The sequence below is a fragment of the Acinetobacter sp. ANC_7504 genome, from assembly GCF_056779995.1.
Map to the genome: position 1 here is coordinate 123,209 of NZ_JBWYIZ010000001.1, position 18,548 is coordinate 141,756.

The window sequence follows — 18,548 nt, forward strand, 5'->3', positions numbered from 1 at the left end:
TCTATTCACTTATTCAACGGCATCCATCACTTGATGGCGTTCCTCATGATAAGCCTCTTCGTTGTGACCTTGCTTCCAATAAGGCACAGCATATAAATTGCTTTTGGGTAGCTGAAAGTTTTGTCTCAGTATTTTACGAAGTTCAACCACCGTTGAATTTTCACCCGCCAGTGATACTGAAATATCTTTATTTTTCCAGTCTAAGTTTTGCAAAGAATGACGGATGTTATTATTCAATTCATGAGGGCCTTTGCACCAATGAAGCTTAATGTGTTCAGGTTTATTCAGATGTATTTGGTCTGAATCATCTTCGATTTCGATCCAAACTTCACCATGAGCGTCTTTTGGTAATTGTCCAAGCGAGGCAGCGATCATCGGGATTGCTGAAAGATCTCCAACAAAAATCCAATATTCTGCATCGATTTTAAAACGTGCTGGTCCTCCTGGACCGGCTAGACCTAACAGATCACCTGGACTCGCATGCTTTGCCCAATCAGCCGCTATACCAAAATCTTCATGTCTTACAAAATCGATGACTAAAAGTTGCTGTTCTTCATCGAAATCTCGAACAGTATATGTCCGCGTAATTGGTTTCTTTCCATTTGGCCACGTAATTTTGCCTAAAGAATTTCGAAACGGGAGGTCAGGTGCTTGTTGATCAGGGTTAGGAAAAAACAATTTGATGTGCGCACCACCATCACATTTTGCATAACCTGTGAAATCTTCACTTTTAAACCTAATACGCTGTAAATGAGTGGAAATTTGTTCTGTTGAATGGACAGAAATATGTCGAGCTAGAGGAGGAGATTGTGTCGTCATTATTTAATCTTCTGTACTTATCAATGGAGTGAAGATCGTCGATACAGTAATACATGCGTCAGTCGACAGATTTGAATGGTTATTAATCTAAATCAAACAAATTAAATTTGCAAATGATAATCATTATATTTAATAATCTTTTTGTGCCAAAGTGTAATCACAAAATATGAAGGTTAGGATATTTTGTAAAGCTTTGATTTTATAATGAAAATTAAATGTATGCGGTTGTCTTATGCAAATCAATGAATCCCATGATCTATTAACTCGTGCACAACACAGTATGTGGAAAGGACATCATTATCATGGCAGTTATCCTTTTCATACGGCGGAGTGGTTGGTTATTGAGGGACCATTAGATCGAGAGCTTTTTCAAAAAGCAGTTTATCTCACATTAAAGGAAGCTAAATCGCTTCATTGGCGAGCTTTAGTTCAGGGCGAACACGTCTATCGAGTAGATGATGTGACGATACGGAAACCTAGCTTCGTTGATTTATCTCAGCTTGATGAAGAGGAAATTTTAGCGTGGGCTGAAAAAGAAGTAGAACCAGCATTTAATTTAGAATCGGGTCATTTATATGATTATGTATTTGCACACTTAGGTGAGCAAAAGTATGGATTATTTTTTAAAGCGCATCACGTTGCATTAGATGGCTACGCTTACGGACTGATGATTAGCCGATTTATTGATTATTATCAATCTCTCAAAAATGGTACTGAATTAAAAATTAAAGGGTTCGATCATTATGAAAAGTTTATTGTAGAAGAACAGCACTACCTTCACTCTGAAAAAGCTAAAAAAGATTTAGACTTTTGGAAGGCTAATTTTTCGTATGAAAAAGCCCCTAAGAAACGACTTAAACGAAAATTAAAAGAACCATTTTCACAAGGGCCACGTTATGAAGAGGTAATTGATTGGCCTACACAGCTACAATTAAATGCATTAGCAACTGAATTAAAATTGCCCAGTGCTCTTATCGTTATGGCGGTAATGATGAGTTATTTAATGAAACAGTCTAAAGATCCTCAACAATGCTTTGGGGTACCTTTTATGTCTCGGTTGGGTACTTCATCTATGCGTATTCCGTGCTTAGTCATGAATATCCTGCCATTAAGGTTGGGCATTACTGGACAGGAAAACTTAAAAGAAATCATTTTATTATTAACGAAAAGGTTTGCCGAAATTCGACCGCATCAGCAAAGCTATTTTGAGCAAATGCGATTTGTATTAGAAGATTTTGATCCCTATGAAAATATCTTATTTGGACCTATTGTGAATTGGATTCCTTATCCTTTACCTGAACATTTCGAAGGATGTAAGTTAACAAAAACAACCATATCCGCTGGCCCAATTGAAGACTTTGATACCGCGATTACCAATAAGTTTGTTAATGGTATTGAGCGTTTGTATCTCGCTGTTGACGGACATAAAGAACTTTATGATGTGCCGAGTCTCAAAGCTTATTGGTATGATTTTATGGAGATGATGAAAACTTGGTTAGCTCAACCAGAACTTGTTTTTGAACAACTTCAAATTCATAAACCACTGCCAGAATAGTCTGGCAGCTTATCCTTTGAATGGGCAATAGGGCTGTTACACGCCTAAAGTTGCTCCACCATCAACCACCAATTCGTGCATTGTGATTTGACGTGCTTGATCTGAAAGTAAAAACATCACGGCATTGGCAATATCTTCAGCCTCAGCAATCTTTTGCAATGGAATACCATTTCGGAATTGTTCTAGATTTCCGTTGACAATGCCTGCAGGAGGGCGATCCTCAGTCCATAGTTGTTTTTGCATTTGTGTAAGGGTTGAGCCAGGTAAAACTAAGTTACAGCGAATATTGTGAGGCGCGAGTTCCAACGCGAGATTTTTAAAATAGTGACTCACTGTAGCTTTGGTCGTTGCATACAAACCCATATTCATTCTTGGAATGAGGGCTGCATTTGAACTGATGCTCACAATAGCACCTTCTCTTTGCGGAATCATTTGGTGAGCGACCCAACGACTAAGTTCGGCAGGGCCAATGAAATTTATCGACAAATTCTCATGCCATTGCTCAACAGATGTATTTAATAAAGATCCCATTTCTAAGACCCCCACAGCATTCACTAACCCCGTGATCGTGCCTTTAAAAAGTATAGAATTTTCAATGTGCTGAATAATCTCATTGGTCTTACGAATGTCACAGCTGATGTGGTCTAGATGGTTGAGTGATGCTTCAGGAATTAATTTAAAAAGTTCCCATTGATTGATGTCATCAATCCGATCAATTGCGATGACTTGATGATCCTTCTGCAATAGTTGACGACAAATTTCAGCACCAATTCCTCTGGCTGCACCCGTCACGATATATAAACCCATTTAAGTATCCTTTAATTTTATTAACAAATTGAAACGATAATCATTTTCAATTGGGAATAATAATTATTATATTGGTTGCGTTCAACTCCTAGAGGTTGTCCTTTTGTGAATGTTGAAAGTTTGATGCACGCAGTGTGAACAGATAATCGTGAGAACAAATATGTTGCCAATAGAACCGTCAGTTTTTCAAAATATGATAGGCATAAAAAAGGAAGAGTTAATTGAGGAAGATCAACCTGGCTTCGTGTTCGCAACGCCAACGGGGACCATTTCAAGTAAAAAGTTAGTTGAACATATCGAATTTGATCGAGCTTCTCATTTAAATTTTAATCAGCAGCAAGCACAGTGGCTCGAACAAGCAAAATCTGCACTACAAAAAAAAATCGAATTAACAGCGAATAAAGATCTTATTTTGGTCGGGAGCTTGCCTTTTGATCATCGAGATTTACCAGAAATATCGATTGCGGAAGCAAAAAACACATTTGTAAATGAGCGCATTGATCAATCGGCTCAGTCTTCTCTTGATGATCAAGTACAAGCGACTCTCATCCCAACACAAGAGGAATACATTGCTGGAGTCGTTAAATTGGTTGAATTGATGAAGTCATCACCGCTAGAAAAAGCAGTATTGGCTCGGGCAATTGATCTTAAAACCCAACACAAAATTAATATTATTGATTTATTTTACCAGTTGTTGGCCTCTAATCCTGATGGCTACACATTTGCATTGGCCCAAAACCCCAAACAATCTGGTTGGTTTATGGGGGCAAGTCCAGAGCTTCTCGTTGCGAAGCAAAATGAATATTTGTTTAGCCACCCAGTTGCAGGAACATTAGCACGTCATTCAGATCCAACACTGGATCAACAACAAGCTGAAAAATTGCTTGCTTCGCAAAAAGATCAGCATGAACACGCCGTCGTCATCGAAGCCATTGCAGATCAACTCTCTCCCTTGTGCAAAACGCTTAATATCCCAAAATCACCTTCACTGATTAAAACAGAGGCGGTTTGGCACTTGGCGACCAAAATTCAGGGAACGTTGAAAGATCCAGAGCAACATATCTTTGATGTGGTCTCAATTTTACATCCAACGCCAGCAGTCTGTGGACAACCAGCCCCTATGGCTCGCCAGTTGATTTCGGAACTAGAGCCTTTTAACCGTAACCTTTTTGCTGGAACCATGGGGTGGTGTGATGCCCCAGGGAATGGTGCTTGGGCAGTGAATGTACGTTGTGGGCGTATCTTTGACCATTATGCGCGTCTTTATGCGGGTGCAGGAATTGTTGAAGCTTCACAGCCGACCAGTGAACTGTCAGAAACCATCGTGAAATTTAAAACGATGTTAAATGCATTGGGTTTAGATTCTCAGCACTTAAATCATGGGGGAATAAAATGAATGCGAATGTAAATGACGAGTCTTTACTCTGGGATGGCATCGTTCCATATCCAGAAGAATTCGTAGAGCGGTACATTCAAAAGGGTTATTGGAAAGGTCAAACCATTTCAGAGTTTTTTCAAGAATCAGCCCAGAAATTTGCCAATCAGGTGGCATTGATTTGTGGTGATCGCCAGTATTCTTATCAAGAGCTGTATCAAAATATTGAACAATTTGCAGTCTTCTTGACTAAACAAGGCTATGGGCTGGCAGATGCTGTTGTGATTCAAATGCCAAATATAGCAGAGTTTTTTATTGCTTATTTTGCAGCTTTGCGAATAGGGATGCGACCAGTGATGAGTTTACCAGCACATCGTCATGCCGAAGTAAGTCATTTTATTCAGCAAACAGATGCCAAATTGTATATCTGTGCAGATAAGCATCTAGGTTTTGATTACAGATCCTTAGCGCAAGAGTGCCAGCGCAGATGTCCGACTTTACAGCAAGTGATTGTCGTTGGTGATGCAGGCGATTTTGATCCTTGGCCGAATCTTGCATCGTTTAAAAATCATATGGTTTCAAAGCCCAAAATAACGGCTCGCCATGTGGCTTTTTTTCAACTTTCAGGGGGCAGTACTGGCACACCGAAACTTATACCACGAACACATGATGACTATTTGTATAGTGTTCGTGCCAGTACAGATATTTGTGAGCTTGATACAGCAAGCCGTATGCTTATGGTGCTTCCAGTAGCACATAATTTCAGTATGAGTTCGGCTGGTTCATTGGGTCTATTTTATGCAGGTGGAACACTTGTTTTAGCGAAAGATCCTTCTCCCCAAACTGCATTTCCACTCATTGAAGCGCACCATATTACGCATGTTGCTCTTGTCCCTGCATTAGCAGCAACATGGGCTGAAGCAGTTCAAAACGGCGCAACAAATATTTTTAAGAAATTAACGGCTTTACAGGTCGGTGGGGCAAGGTTGCCAGATGCTTTAGCTGAAAAGTTGATTGATCAATACCACTGCCGATTACAACAGGTATTTGGTATGGCAGAAGGCTTGGTGAATTACACGCGTTACGATGATCCGAAAGAAGTCATTATAGGTACCCAAGGTTCCCGTATAAGTCCAGATGATGAAATAAAAATCGTCGATGAGGAGGATCACGAGCTGCCATTGGGTGAGGTGGGGCATCTTTTAACTCGCGGCCCTTATACCATTAGAGGTTATTATCGGGCTTCAGAACATAATCGAAGTGCTTTTACCTTAGATGGATTTTATCGCACTGGTGATTTAGTACGATTAACGCCAGAAGGCAATATTATTGTTGAAGGACGAAGTAAGGAACAAATTAATCGTGGCGGTGAAAAAATCGCGACGGAAGAAGTCGAACAGGTTTTAAATCAACACCAACAAATCATCTTATCTGCCTTGGTTGCACAACCAGATCCAAAGTTAGGAGAAAAAAGTTGTGCATTTATTCAATGGCGACCTAACGATCAAGATGCATCAGAAACAAGGCTGAAACTGCAAATTAGACAATTCGTTCAAGCATACGGTCTGGCGACCTATAAGATCCCAGATCGCATCGAATTTATTGAAGAAATGCCTTATACGGCATTGGGCAAAATCGACAAGAAACAACTCAGAAAACGCCTCACCGAAGACACGATTTAACTAAGGAAATAAAATATGGCAATCCCACGTATTGCAAGTTATCCCATGCCATCTGCTCAAGATTTTCCAGTTAACAAAGTTGATTGGACTTTAGATGCGTCACGGTCGGTTTTATTGGTACATGATGTTCAGCAATATTTTTTAGATTTTTACGATCAGACCCAAGCGCCCATTCCCACATTAATCCGAAATTGTAAAGCCCTTATTGATCAGGCACATGCACTAGGAATTCCAGTCTATTACACCGCACAACCTGGAGATCAGACGCAAGAACATCGTCAACTATTAACGGATTTTTGGGGTAAAGGTTTGTCAGCTGATCCAGCATTGACCAAAATTATTGATCCACTTCAACCAAAAAATGAAGACACCGTGCTGACAAAATGGCGCTATAGCGCATTTAAAAAAAGTGATTTTGAGCAGCAAATCAAACAAGCCAATCGCGATCAATTAGTGATTTGTGGAGTATATGCCCATATTGGTTGCTTATTAACAGCTGCCGAAGCATTTATGCTGGATATTCAAGCGTTTATGGTGGGTGATGCCTTGGCGGATTTTAGCCGAGAAGAACATGATCTTGCACTAAAGTATGCGACTGGGCGCTGTGCAAAAGTCATGGATACTCAGACTGTGATTAACGCCTTAGGTCAGGGGCAATGATCATGAATGAATTAAGCATGCTTGAGTTAAAAAATATGGTCGCACATCAATTGAATTTACCTGTAGATGAAATTCAGCAGGAAGATAATTTATTTATGTTAGGACTTGATTCAGTCAGTCTTATGACGCTGGTTGGATTGCTACGTGAAAAAGGCTTTCAAATTGAATTTCAAGATCTGGTGGAGGAGCCAACGTTGAATGAATGGAGTGATCGTCTTAAATTGAATAGAGATTAATGTAAGACTAATGTGCATACCTTGAAAATCAACACATGCACAATCAACGGCCCTAGCCAAAGTACTTATAGCCAAAGGCCATTTTCGTTAAATTATTCGCTAACGTGAGTGGATCTTACATGCAATTAGAAAAATACTATTCTGATCAACAATGGAAAAAAATCCAAAATTTTGCCGAAACAAAGCAAAGCCCTTTTTTAGTTGTTGATTTAGATCAAGTGCAAACTCAATTTATTGAGTTGCAAAATAGCTTTCCAAAGGCCCATATTTATTATGCAGTGAAAGCAAATCCAGGTCGTGAAATTATTCATAAACTTGATCAACTTGGCTCATATTTTGATATTGCATCAATTTATGAGTTAGACAAAGCGCTTGAATGTGGAATTCATCCAGATCGTATTTCATACGGTAATACTATTAAAAAAGCTTCAGACGTTGAATACGCTTACCGAAAAGGAATCCGTTTATTTGTTACCGATGCGGAAGCAGATCTCGCACAAATTGCCGAATTCGCACCGAACTCTAAAGTCTTTGTCAGGGCAATGGTAGAGTCGGGAGGTACAGCAGATTGGCCACTTTCACGTAAATTTGGATGCCATCCAGATATGGCGGTTGATTTAATGGTGAAAGCTAGACAATTGGGTTTAATACCCTTTGGCGTGTCATTCCATGTCGGTAGTCAGCAACGTGATGTCACTGTATGGCGTTCAGCTTTAACGGTAGTGAAGCAAATATTTAATACTTTGAAAGACCAATACGGTATCAGTTTACAATTAATCAATTTGGGTGGTGGTTTCCCAGCACATTACTTAGCTGATGTTGACAGTATTCAGAGTTATGCGCACGAGATTCAACGCTATCTTGATGAACACTTTGATGATCAGGTGATATTATTTTTGGAGCCAGGCAGATCGTTGGTGGGTAATGCTGGTGTGATTGTTTCAGAGATTGTTCTTATCGCCAATAAATCAGCACATGATGATAAACGATGGGTCTACACGGATGTGGGCGTCTTTAATGGACTAATTGAAACTTTAGGTGAAATGATCAAATATCCTATATATACACCTAAAATGCATTCAGCACATGAACATTCAAGTGTTGTGCTTGCAGGACCGACCTGTGATTCAACAGATATCATGTATGAAAAAGTGCCTTATCAGTTACCTAAAAACTTGAGCATTGGAGATCGACTTTATTGGTTAAGTACTGGAGCTTATACAACCTCTTATGCTTCGGTCGAATTTAATGGTTATCCACCTTTAAAAACGTTCTATTTAGATTGATTTAAGGAATGGTGCTATGTGGTTGGTAGTCAGTCGCTCAAGCTGTGAGCCACATAGCCTAACCCTCCCAGAAGCGTTATCATAATGCTAAAATCTTGATGGGTAGGCTCATGAAAATCGTTGCAGATGAAAATCTCGCATTCACAGATTATTTCTTTTCAGAATTTGGCGATATTGATAATAAAGCTGGTCGTACCTTAAAGCATGACGATGTGGTCGATGCTGAAGCCTTATTAGTACGTTCTGTGACGAAAGTGAATTCTGCGCTCATTCAAAATACTGCATTGACCTTTGTGGGTAGTGCAACGATCGGCACAGATCACTTGGATATTCCAGCAATTGAACAGCAAAATATTCAATGGTCAAATGCTGCAGGATGTAATGCCCAAGCTGTTTCTGAATATGTTATTACGGCGTTATTAGCTCTAAATCCTCATTTGCTAGATGCAGAACAAGATTTCACTTTAGCCATTATTGGACTGGGTAATGTCGGTTCTCGACTCGCACATATGGCGAAACTATTGGGATGGAACGTCATCGGGGTTGATCCTTTTGTACAAAGAAAAAATATTCAGCAAGTCACTTTAGATGAAGTTTTCTCGAAAGCAGATGCAATTTCTATCCATGTGCCATTAACCACTTCAGGGATGCATGCAACCCGACATATGTTTAATGCTGAGACCTTAAAAAAGCTTAAACCATCTACAATTTTAATTAATTCTGCCCGTGGTCCAGTCATTGAAGAACAGGCTTTGATTGCAGATATTCGAGCAACAGGTCGTAAAGTTGTACTAGATGTCTTTGAGCATGAACCAGTCATTACGGAAGAGTTACTGGATCTTGTGCAATTGGTGACACCTCATATTGCGGGGTATAGTCTTGAGGGTAAAGCGCGTGGTACCCAGATGATTTATGATGCTTTCTGTCAGCATTTCGGCCATCAACCTTCAAAACAGTTCGAAACCCAATTGCCTACATGTGAACAATATTTTAACAATAGTGATCTCAAGCACACGCTGAAAACTCAATTAAACCATATCTACGATATCTTTAGAGATGATCAGAACTTAAGAGCATGCCTCAAAGATGGGAAAGTAGATCAAGCCTCATTTGATCAATTACGCAAAACATATCCATTACGTCGTGAATGGGCTGCTCATGGAGGGCCTCAGGCATGACTGACTCTCTGAGCTATCTACCAACTTGCGATTTTGCTGCCATGAAAGCCAGAGCGAGGATGTATCAACAGATTCGCCAATTTTTTTTAGAACGTGATGTTTTGGAAGTGGAAACTCCAATTTTGTCTCATGCTGGAGTAACCGATGTCCACTTGGCGTCAGTTGAGGCAAGTCGTCATGTGCATGGTCATTTGAAAAAGCACTATCTTCAAACTTCACCAGAATTTGCCATGAAACGCCTGTTGGCAGCAGGAGTAGGGCCAATTTATCAAATCTGTAAAGTTTTTCGTGATGATGAACATGGCCGTAAACATAACAGTGAATTTACCATGCTTGAGTGGTATAGACCTTATTTTAGTCTCAAAGACTTAATGTTTGAAGTTACAGATTTACTCAATGTCACTTTGGCACATCGTTTTGGCGAAGTGCGACCTACGATTTTAAGTTATAAACATGCATTTATAGATCGCTTAGATCTCAACCCACTTAAATCCACATTAAAGGAATTAAAGGATTGTTGTAATCGTGTTGGGTTAAATCTAGATCTGGGTGATGATCGTCTAGGTTATATCGACTTGTTATTTTCGCATATGGTGGAACCGAGCTTAGGTTTTGATACGCCTGTATTTTTAACAGATTTTCCACCAGAACTTGCATCTCTTGCAAAAACTCGAGTTGATGAAGATGGGGAATTGGTTGCAGCACGTTTTGAGCTTTACATTGAGGGCTTAGAGTTAGCAAATGCTTATGATGAGTTGATTGATGCAGATGTATTGCGTTCCCGTTTTGAAGCTGATAATGCTGAACGCGAAAAATTAGGCTTAGATGTTATGCCAATAGATGAAAATCTCTTAGCCGCATTGCCTAAAATGCCAGAATGCTCAGGTATCGCATTAGGAATCGATCGTTTACTGATGGTGGCAACAGAGAAAATGAAATTAGAGCAAGTGATTACATTTCCTGCTGATCGCTCATAAGTTTTTTTATCCTCAGAATAAAGGACGATCTTGAGGAGCTAATATTTTGACAAATGTCGTGCTATACGCTTTAAAACCGTGATTTAAATAAAACTGATGTGTAGGTAATCGTTCAGCACGATTACCACTACTGACCACAATTTTTTGAATACCTTGTTGACTGGCTATATGTTCAACGTGAGCCAACAGTTTTTGACCAATCCCTTTATCGCGATGCGCCTGATCTACAATGAGTACTAGAATGCGAAAATACGGATCAGTACATTCCCATGATATTTCTTCAACAAAACCAATATATGCGACAACTTGTCCATGATCGATAAATACTAGGGTTGTATAACGCTCCTGAGCTTGCAACCTCATTAAACGTTCTTTCATAACTTCTGTTCGAGTTGGATAGCCAAGTTGGGTAGTCAATTCAGCGATCGCTGCAACATCATGGTTTAAATTTACAGGTTTAATCAGCATTGTCGTGGCTCTTGAAACATGGTTTATAAGTATGAATTGAAGTATGTTTAAATAATTTAATCTTTCATGTATTTTGTTTAGATAAATTTAATATTTTATCTTTTAATATTGGATTTAATTCATCTTTCCGATTTGAAGATTTAAAACAATAATCATAGGCGACTATATGTCTTTTTCTATATTTTTATCTTTTGTAATTTATACAATTGTGACATCCATAACACCGGGACCTAACAATTTGATGGTCGCAACCTCAGGAGTGAACTTTGGACTCCGTGCGACTTATGGACACATTTTAGGTGTAGCGATCGGTTTTGGGGTCATGGTGATTTTGGTTGGTTTAGGAATTGGTACATTACTGAGTCAAAATCAATTGGTTTACGAAATTCTAAAGTTGATCGGTATTGCTTATTTAATCTATTTAGCGATTAAGATTGCTCAATCAGGCTCAGTTGAATTAGATAAAACTCAAGCGAAACCCATTACTTTTTTGCAAGCTGCATTATTTCAATGGGTCAATCCAAAAGCTTGGATTATGGCAATGGGCGCGGTGACGACTTATTTAGCTGCAGGCAGTGAATTTTATTGGTATATCATTTTGGGCGTTGTGTTTGGTGTAGTCTGTATTCCATGCACGGGAGCTTGGGGAATACTCGGAGAAAAGTTACAAACTTTGGTGCGTACGCCACAGCATCTAAAAATCTTCAATTACAGTATGGCGCTATTATTAGTGGCTTCGATCATTAAGCCGATGATTGATTCTTTTAAATATTTTCAACAAGCATTCTTTTAAAATAGGATTACCTCCTGAGCTTCAGGAGGTAAATATTATGCATTTACAATGGATTGATGTTTTTCTCGGTGCGTTGCCAAAGCCTCGATTCTTTTTTGTATCAGCATTTCACCAATATCAGGGCCTTTGATCTCAGGCGGTAAATCAGATGCTTTAATTGAACGAACAATCTGAACTGCATCTAATACATATTTTGCTTGAGGATATTCACGGTCTTCAAGACCTAAGCGACCTTTGGCATCACATTCACAGGCTTGTACAAAAGCCTCAACACGTTCAGGACGGCGTAATACATCTAAACGTTGTAATAGACGCCAAAGTGTTCCTGGTTTTAATGTAAACGCCTGATGGCATTTAAGATGTTCTTTGCACACAGCAATTGCCAATTGTTTAGTTTGGGTCGGAACTTTAAGACGTTCACATAAATCAGTCACGGGCTGAACACCACGTTCCTCATGCATGATATGGCGAGGTAACTCATCTTTAGGCGTGAGTGCTTTACCCAGATCATGCACTAATACCGCGAAGCGTACATCCATCGAATAGTCTGCTTTACAAGCTTGTTGTAATGACATCAAGGTATGAATACCACAGTCAATTTCAGGATGGTATTCAGGACGTTGTGGGACACCAAATAATGCTTCGATTTCTGGAAAGAGGATTTTGAGAGCATCACACTGGCGAAGGACTTCGAAGTAAATATCAGCATCACGTTCCATTAAGGCACGAGAAGTTTCTTTCCAAACACGTTCAGGCGTAAGCGCTTGCAATTCACCAGAATCAGCCAAATTTTTCATTAAGGCTATGGTTTCTGCAGCTACTTTAAAACCATACTGATGATAGCGAGCTGCAAAACGGGCAACACGCAATACTCGTAGTGGATCCTCTGCAAATGCATCAGAAACGTGACGTAAAATGCGTTGATTCAAATCTTGAAAACCATGATAAGGGTCGAACAACTCACCATCTTCATTCATGGCCATTGCATTTATGGTCAAATCACGACGAATTAAATCATCTTCAAGGGTTACCGAGGGATCGGTAAAAAATTCAAAGCCATGATAACCATGCCCAGATTTACGCTCAGTACGAGCGAGGGCGTATTCATCTTTAGTTTCGGGATGTAGAAATACAGGAAAATCTTTACCAACAGGTTGGAAACCTTGGTTTAAAAGTTGTTCTGGTGTTGCACCGACAACGACATAATCTTTTTCATGATAGGGGTGTCCGAGCAACTGATCTCGCACTGCGCCGCCTACTAAATAAACTTGCATAAAAAACCTCTATTCTTAGCACCATCATGCATCAGAATAGAGGTTTTCTCAAGTCACAAAACGTGCCCTAAATGAAGGATTAGAGCGCGTTTTTTTCCTCTTCTTGAATTTCTGCAACAGTTAATGCAGTCATATTCACAACACGGCGCGTAGTTGCTGTCGGTGTTAAGATATGAACTGGCTTAGCCGCACCTAATAAGATTGGACCAATTGTTACATTATTTCCTGAAGTTGACTTCAACAGGTTGAATGAAATATTTGCAGCATCTAAATTCGGCATAATCAATAGATTCGCAGAACCTTTGAAGCGCGAGTTCGGGAATGCAAAGCTACGGATATTTTCATCAAGTGCTGCATCTGCATGCATTTCACCTTCAACTTCAAGTTCAGGTGCGATTTCAGAAAGGATTTCATACACTTTACGCATTTTTTGAGCGCTAGGATCAGTCTGATCAGAACCAAAACTTGAGTGCGACAACAATGCTACACGTGGAGTAATACCGAAACGACGGACTTCATCTGCTGCTAATATAGTCATTTCAGCAAGCTGTTCAGCCGTAGGGTTACGATTGATGTATGTATCTGCAATGAACAAGTTGCGATCTTCGAGCATCAACGCATTTAAGGTAAAGAAAGTGTTATGACCTTCTTTTAAACCAATGACATTACTCACGAAATCTAAATGAATATCGTAGCTAGAATACGTACCGCATAGCATACCATCTGCTAAGCCGTGGCGTACTAACATCGCTGCAATCAGGGTCGAACGACGACGTGATTCACGTTGTGCATACTCAGGTGTTACCCCTTTACGCATCATCAGATTATAGTAATCATCAGCAAACTTTTCGTAATCAGGATTTGTTTCTTGATCAACGATAGTGATATTCACACCATTTTCTAAACGTAAACCTAATTTCTTAATATTCGCTTCGATTACAGCAGTACGACCCACCAAGATCGGTTTTGCCAGGCCTTCGTCTACTGCAATTTGAACAGCACGAAGAACACGAAGATCTTCACCTTCCGCATAAGCAATACGTTTAGGATCAGTTTTCGCTTGAGCAAAAATTGGTTTCATCATAAATGCTGAGTTGTAAACGAACTCAGAAAGACGCTGATGATACACGGAGAAATCTTGGATTGGACGAGTCGCTACACCAGAATCCATCGCAGCTTTTGCAACAGCAGGCGCAATTTCAAGAATCAAGCGTTGATCTAGTGGGCGTGGAATTAGGTAATCACGTCCAAATGATGCAGATTTTTCACCATAAGATGCAGCATCAGCTTCTACATGTGCCATACGAGCAATTGCGTGTACACATGCAATCTTCATTTCTTCGTTAATGGTTGTTGCACCTACATCAAGTGCACCACGGAAGATATATGGGAAGCAAAGCGCATTATTCACTTGGTTCGGATAGTCTGAACGGCCCGTCGCCATGATGATATCATCACGAACTTCATGTGCATGTTCAGGCAGAATTTCAGGATCTGGATTAGCAAGCGCGAAGATAATTGGATCCTTCGCCATGACTTTGACCATTTCTTTAGTCAAAATACCCGCAGCTGATAGACCAAGAAACATATCTGCACCAGCAATTACGTCGCCAAGCTGAGAACCTTCGATATCTTGAACATAGCGTTTTTTAGACTCGTCTAAACCTTCACGTTTTTTTGTTAAGAGTCCACGAGAGTCAGCAACAATGATATTTTCTTTTTTAGCACCAAGCGCACAAAGAAGATCTAGACATGACAGTGCAGCAGCACCTGCTCCAGAAGCGACGATCTTGATATCTTCAATTTTTTTGCCGTTCAATTGCAAAGCATTTAAAAGCGCTGAACCTACAATAATTGATGTTCCATGCTGATCATCATGAAAAACTGGGATATTCATACGCTCGCGAAGTTTCTGTTCAATATAGAAACATTCTGGAGCTTTAATGTCCTCGAGGTTAATACCGCCGAAAGTCGGTTCAAGAGCAGCAACAATATCTACGATTTTATCTGGATCGTTTTCTGCAATTTCGATATCGAAAACATCAACGCCTGCAAACTTTTTAAACAGGACGCCTTTACCTTCCATCACTGGTTTAGAGGCGAGGGGACCAATATTACCCAAACCGAGTACTGCAGTACCATTACTGACGACTGCGACTAAGTTACCACGTGCAGTATAAAGCGCTGCTTTAGAAGGGTCTTTTTCAATTTCCAAACATGGCACTGCAACACCTGGGGAATATGCTAATGCTAGATCATGTTGGTTGACGAGTTGCTTACTCGGAGTAACGCTGATTTTTCCTGGCGTTGGAAATTCGTGGTAATAGAGTGCTTGCTGTTTTAAAGATTGATCGTCCATCTGAATCCCAGTTATTACAATGTTCCAGCCTTGCTGGTTTTTTGGTTATATCGGTTCGAATATACCACTAGTTGCACATTGATCACAGTTAAAAGTCGAAATTTCATACATATTTAGGACTTTGGTCTAGCCTTTATTTGATTTTTGAGAATTGATATTCATTTTGCAGAAATTGAGTGCTATCAGCGCTATTTAATGGTCTCGAAAAATAATAACCTTGGAAATAATCACAACCTTGTTTTTTTAAATATTCAATTTGCTCGATATCCTCAACACCTTCAGCAACTAATTTCATCCCCATCGTTTTACCCATTGAAATAATTGCATCGACAATAGCATTATTTTTACGAGTGCCAATCTTTGAAATAAAGGCGCGATCAATCTTGAGTGTATCAATAGGATAGTCGGCAAGATATGCAAGTGAAGAATAGCCTGTTCCAAAGTCATCTAAGGCGATTGAGAAATTTTTATCCTTAATTTGGTCTAACAAATCAAAAACATGAGATGATTTATCTAACAATGATGACTCGGTAAGTTCAAACTCTATAAACTCGGGTTTGAGTGAGTATTTGAGCACGGCTTGATCAATAAAATTGAGAAATTCCCCACGATGGATCTGTTGCGCCACGACATTAATAGAAATTTGTAACTTATCAAATCCTAATTCATGCCATATTTTAAGTTGCTTACATGTCTGGAAAATAACAAATTTTCCGATATCTGAGATCAGACTAGTCATTTCAGCAATCGGTATAAAACGATCTGGCATGATGATGCCATACTTTGGATGATTCCAGCGGATTAATGCTTCAAAGCCGCTCACTTGCATCGTTTTACTTTCTATCTTAGGTTGATAGTAAATTTCTAAGTCCTGATTTTTTATAGCAAGTCGTAAATCTCTTTCGAGCTCAATGTCACTGCCAAAAATGGATTCAGGCTTGTTGTCATAATAATAGGCTGTGCTGCCCCCTAGTTTTTTTGCTTCTGTTAAAGCGCTTTCCGCGTGACTATTTAAGCTACCAATTTGTCTACCATGATTGGGGTAAATTGCGATACCCAGTGAGACATGAATCATGTGTTCTTGCCCATCGATGATAAAGGGTATTTCAAAGGCCTCAAGGATCTGATCGACGACTTGTTGGATCGTGTAATGACTATGATTTAAGTTGTAAATCATAGCAAAGTCATCATTATTTAAATATGAAATCAGAACAGCTTTAGAACAGGTATATTTCAGTCTTCGGGAAACTTCTTTGAGAACTTCATCTCCAGTTTGATGATTAATAAACTCATTAAAATGTCTAAATCGATCAATGTTAAGACGAATAATAGAAAAATGGCTCAGAATTTTAGATTTACTAATTAGATACTGGTGTAACTGTAAATTAAAATAAACACGGTTAGGTAAATCTGTAAGTAGATCGTAATTCTCTAAGTAGGCCATTCTTTCAAGATTTTGTTTCCGTTCAGTCAAATCTGAAATGATGCCTACATAATTTAAAATTCTATTTTTATCATCACGAACTGCATTGATATGCAGCCACAAGGTTAATATTTTTCCTGAAATAAATTCTTCTGTGACCTCAGCATCATATTGTCCGGTGAGTAACACCGTTTGAGTTATATCGGCATGATGTTGGCTGAGTTGGGATGTGGAAGATTTGGTAATATCAAAGATGTGTTTTGAGATAATATCTTGCGGTGGGATGTTGACCAATTCACTAAAATAAGGATTAACTTCTAAAAAACACAAGTTATTGTCTAAAACGAAAACTCCTTGGGCCACTTGATTAAATACATTCGAAGCTAATTTCAATTTTTCTTGTGCTTTTTTTTCACTCTCAATGTCTTGGAAAATACCCACCATTTTAAGAGGTTTATTATTTTTAGGATCACGTGTAATAACTCGACCAATATCTTTAATCCAAAACCACTGATCTTTTACTTTAGTTCTATAATGTGCTTCAAAACGTTCAGTATTTCCTCTTAAATGTTTACGGAGCTCTTTACGATAATTTTCTTGATCTTCTGGGTGAATAAACTCGTTAATTTGATCAGTTGCACTTTGGTAATGTAAAACCTGATTACCATATTTAATTCCTGAAATTTCAATGGTTCTTTTCTCAATATTCCATAGCCAAGATGAAATTCCAGCAGTTTCATGCGCAAAATCGAGGTTAGCTTGATGGTGCTGCAGTCGATCGTTGATCTTATTAATATCGTAGGTTCGTTCAATAACTTTTTGTTCGAGTAATTGATTATGCATTTGTAATTGGCTTTCAATTTCTTTGGATTTTTCAATCTCATTTTTTAGCTTTTCTTGGAGAAGTGATGACTCCATAAGATGTTTTCTAGATTCAGATAAATAGAATTTATTGTGACTATTTAATATTCCAAGACGGCGGTACATCTTATGGGTAAGAAGTGCGCAAATAAGTAATACACCAAACCAAATATTAAAGATTAAACTAAAAACATCAGGAGTATTATCTAAAAAAAGGAAATTGGAGAGGACTATGGCCGAAGCTGAAGGCAAAAAAACATAAAGGAAGTATCGTAACCGCTGTGATAAAAATACAATAGCAAAAGTATAAACAATAGATAACATTAACCCAGCTAAAGTCAACATATGTATATCTTTGACTTCTGGATTATGTTCGGGGATAAGCTGTAATACGGTATAAATACCAATAGCTAGACCAGCTCCAGTAATTAAGCAAACCAATTGTGCCCACATGTCTAAGTTAAAAATACTAATTTGATTAGATTTTTTAAAAAAGAGGGTAAAGCAAAAACAGATTAAAAGAATGGCGGTAAATATAATGAGCCAAATGGTATAAGGTATTGAAAAGCTTTTGAAATAAAAGAAGTAAATAAGTTGATTATAGATACAGGCAAAGAGCACCCACGCTAAAAAAAAATGCAAATTTGAAGTCGCACTTTTGATCTGGCTATCGAGTACAGAGTTGGAAACATGCTCTCCCTGAACTTCAATCATAACTGGCAATACCTTAATTTTCTTTCTACTTTATTTGAATTATTTTTGAGTACGAACTTAAAAAATATAAATTTAGCGCGA

15 protein-coding genes are annotated in these 18,548 nt (G+C 38.8%); 9 read left to right on the forward strand and 6 right to left on the reverse strand.

The features are described 5' to 3' along the window. Positions 1-9: 9 nt before the first annotated feature. Positions 10-819 carry a siderophore-interacting protein gene (locus AC1M9F_RS00600; RefSeq protein ID WP_481596785.1) on the reverse strand — a complete coding sequence of 270 codons (810 nt, stop codon included), beginning with the start codon at positions 817-819 and terminating at the stop codon, positions 10-12. A gap of 232 nt (positions 820-1,051) precedes the next feature. On the opposite strand from AC1M9F_RS00600, the gene AC1M9F_RS00605 reads away from it, so the two are divergent. Continuing rightward, positions 1,052-2,374 (forward strand): condensation domain-containing protein, encoded by a 1,323-nt coding sequence (locus AC1M9F_RS00605; protein ID WP_481588513.1) that lies wholly within the window; start codon positions 1,052-1,054, stop codon positions 2,372-2,374. A gap of 36 nt (positions 2,375-2,410) precedes the next feature. On the opposite strand, the gene AC1M9F_RS00610 is transcribed toward AC1M9F_RS00605, so the two are convergent. After that, complete coding sequence (locus tag AC1M9F_RS00610; protein WP_481596786.1) at positions 2,411-3,181, reverse strand: SDR family oxidoreductase; 771 nt, start codon at positions 3,179-3,181, stop codon at positions 2,411-2,413. A 160-nt stretch (positions 3,182-3,341) separates the two neighbouring features. Here AC1M9F_RS00610 and AC1M9F_RS00615 point away from each other — a divergent pair, with 160 nt between their 5' ends. From AC1M9F_RS00615 to epmA, 7 genes are all read left to right on the forward strand, one after another. Then, a complete protein-coding gene (locus tag AC1M9F_RS00615) occupies positions 3,342-4,577 on the forward strand; it encodes an isochorismate synthase (RefSeq protein ID WP_481596787.1) in 1,236 nt (411 codons plus the stop codon). Beyond that, positions 4,574-6,238 carry a (2,3-dihydroxybenzoyl)adenylate synthase gene (locus AC1M9F_RS00620; RefSeq protein WP_481596788.1) on the forward strand — a complete coding sequence of 555 codons (1,665 nt, stop codon included), beginning with the start codon at positions 4,574-4,576 and terminating at the stop codon, positions 6,236-6,238. The genes AC1M9F_RS00615 and AC1M9F_RS00620 overlap by 4 nt, the downstream gene beginning before the upstream one ends. Before the next feature lie 15 nt (positions 6,239-6,253). Then, entirely contained in the window at positions 6,254-6,898 is a 645-nt protein-coding gene (locus AC1M9F_RS00625; RefSeq protein WP_481593150.1) for an isochorismatase family protein, read from the forward strand. A gap of 2 nt (positions 6,899-6,900) precedes the next feature. Continuing rightward, positions 6,901-7,134, forward strand: coding sequence for a phosphopantetheine-binding protein (locus AC1M9F_RS00630; RefSeq protein ID WP_228133240.1), 234 nt, complete (start codon positions 6,901-6,903; stop codon positions 7,132-7,134). Between the two features lie 119 nt (positions 7,135-7,253). Further along, positions 7,254-8,420 (forward strand): type III PLP-dependent enzyme, encoded by a 1,167-nt coding sequence (locus AC1M9F_RS00635; RefSeq protein WP_481596789.1) that lies wholly within the window; start codon positions 7,254-7,256, stop codon positions 8,418-8,420. Positions 8,421-8,530: 110 nt separating this feature from the next. Beyond that, positions 8,531-9,598: a 4-phosphoerythronate dehydrogenase gene (locus AC1M9F_RS00640; RefSeq protein WP_481596790.1), complete on the forward strand. Its 1,068-nt coding sequence runs from the start codon at positions 8,531-8,533 to the stop codon at positions 9,596-9,598. After that, positions 9,595-10,575 (forward strand): EF-P lysine aminoacylase EpmA, encoded by a 981-nt coding sequence (gene epmA, locus AC1M9F_RS00645; RefSeq protein WP_481596791.1) that lies wholly within the window; start codon positions 9,595-9,597, stop codon positions 10,573-10,575. The genes AC1M9F_RS00640 and epmA overlap by 4 nt, the downstream gene beginning before the upstream one ends. A gap of 12 nt (positions 10,576-10,587) precedes the next feature. Here epmA and AC1M9F_RS00650 read toward each other — a convergent pair whose 3' ends face one another. Next, entirely contained in the window at positions 10,588-11,043 is a 456-nt protein-coding gene (locus tag AC1M9F_RS00650) for a GNAT family N-acetyltransferase (protein WP_481596792.1), read from the reverse strand. Positions 11,044-11,209: 166 nt separating this feature from the next. Between AC1M9F_RS00650 and AC1M9F_RS00655 the strand changes: the two genes are divergently transcribed. Continuing rightward, on the forward strand, positions 11,210-11,836 hold the full coding sequence (locus AC1M9F_RS00655; protein WP_481596793.1) for a LysE family translocator: 627 nt from the start codon (positions 11,210-11,212) through the stop codon (positions 11,834-11,836). 35 nt (positions 11,837-11,871) lie between these two features. On the opposite strand, the gene AC1M9F_RS00660 is transcribed toward AC1M9F_RS00655, so the two are convergent. The 3 genes from AC1M9F_RS00660 to AC1M9F_RS00670 form a co-directional block, all read right to left on the reverse strand. Further along, positions 11,872-13,110 carry a multifunctional CCA addition/repair protein gene (locus AC1M9F_RS00660; RefSeq protein WP_481596794.1) on the reverse strand — a complete coding sequence of 413 codons (1,239 nt, stop codon included), beginning with the start codon at positions 13,108-13,110 and terminating at the stop codon, positions 11,872-11,874. Positions 13,111-13,189: 79 nt separating this feature from the next. Beyond that, the gene (locus tag AC1M9F_RS00665) at positions 13,190-15,469 is read right to left on the reverse strand and encodes an NADP-dependent malic enzyme (RefSeq protein WP_481596795.1); all 2,280 of its coding nucleotides are present in this window, start codon (positions 15,467-15,469) and stop codon (positions 13,190-13,192) included. Positions 15,470-15,602: 133 nt separating this feature from the next. Then, positions 15,603-18,467 carry an EAL domain-containing protein gene (locus AC1M9F_RS00670; RefSeq protein ID WP_481596796.1) on the reverse strand — a complete coding sequence of 955 codons (2,865 nt, stop codon included), beginning with the start codon at positions 18,465-18,467 and terminating at the stop codon, positions 15,603-15,605. Between the last annotated feature and the right edge of the window lie 81 nt (positions 18,468-18,548).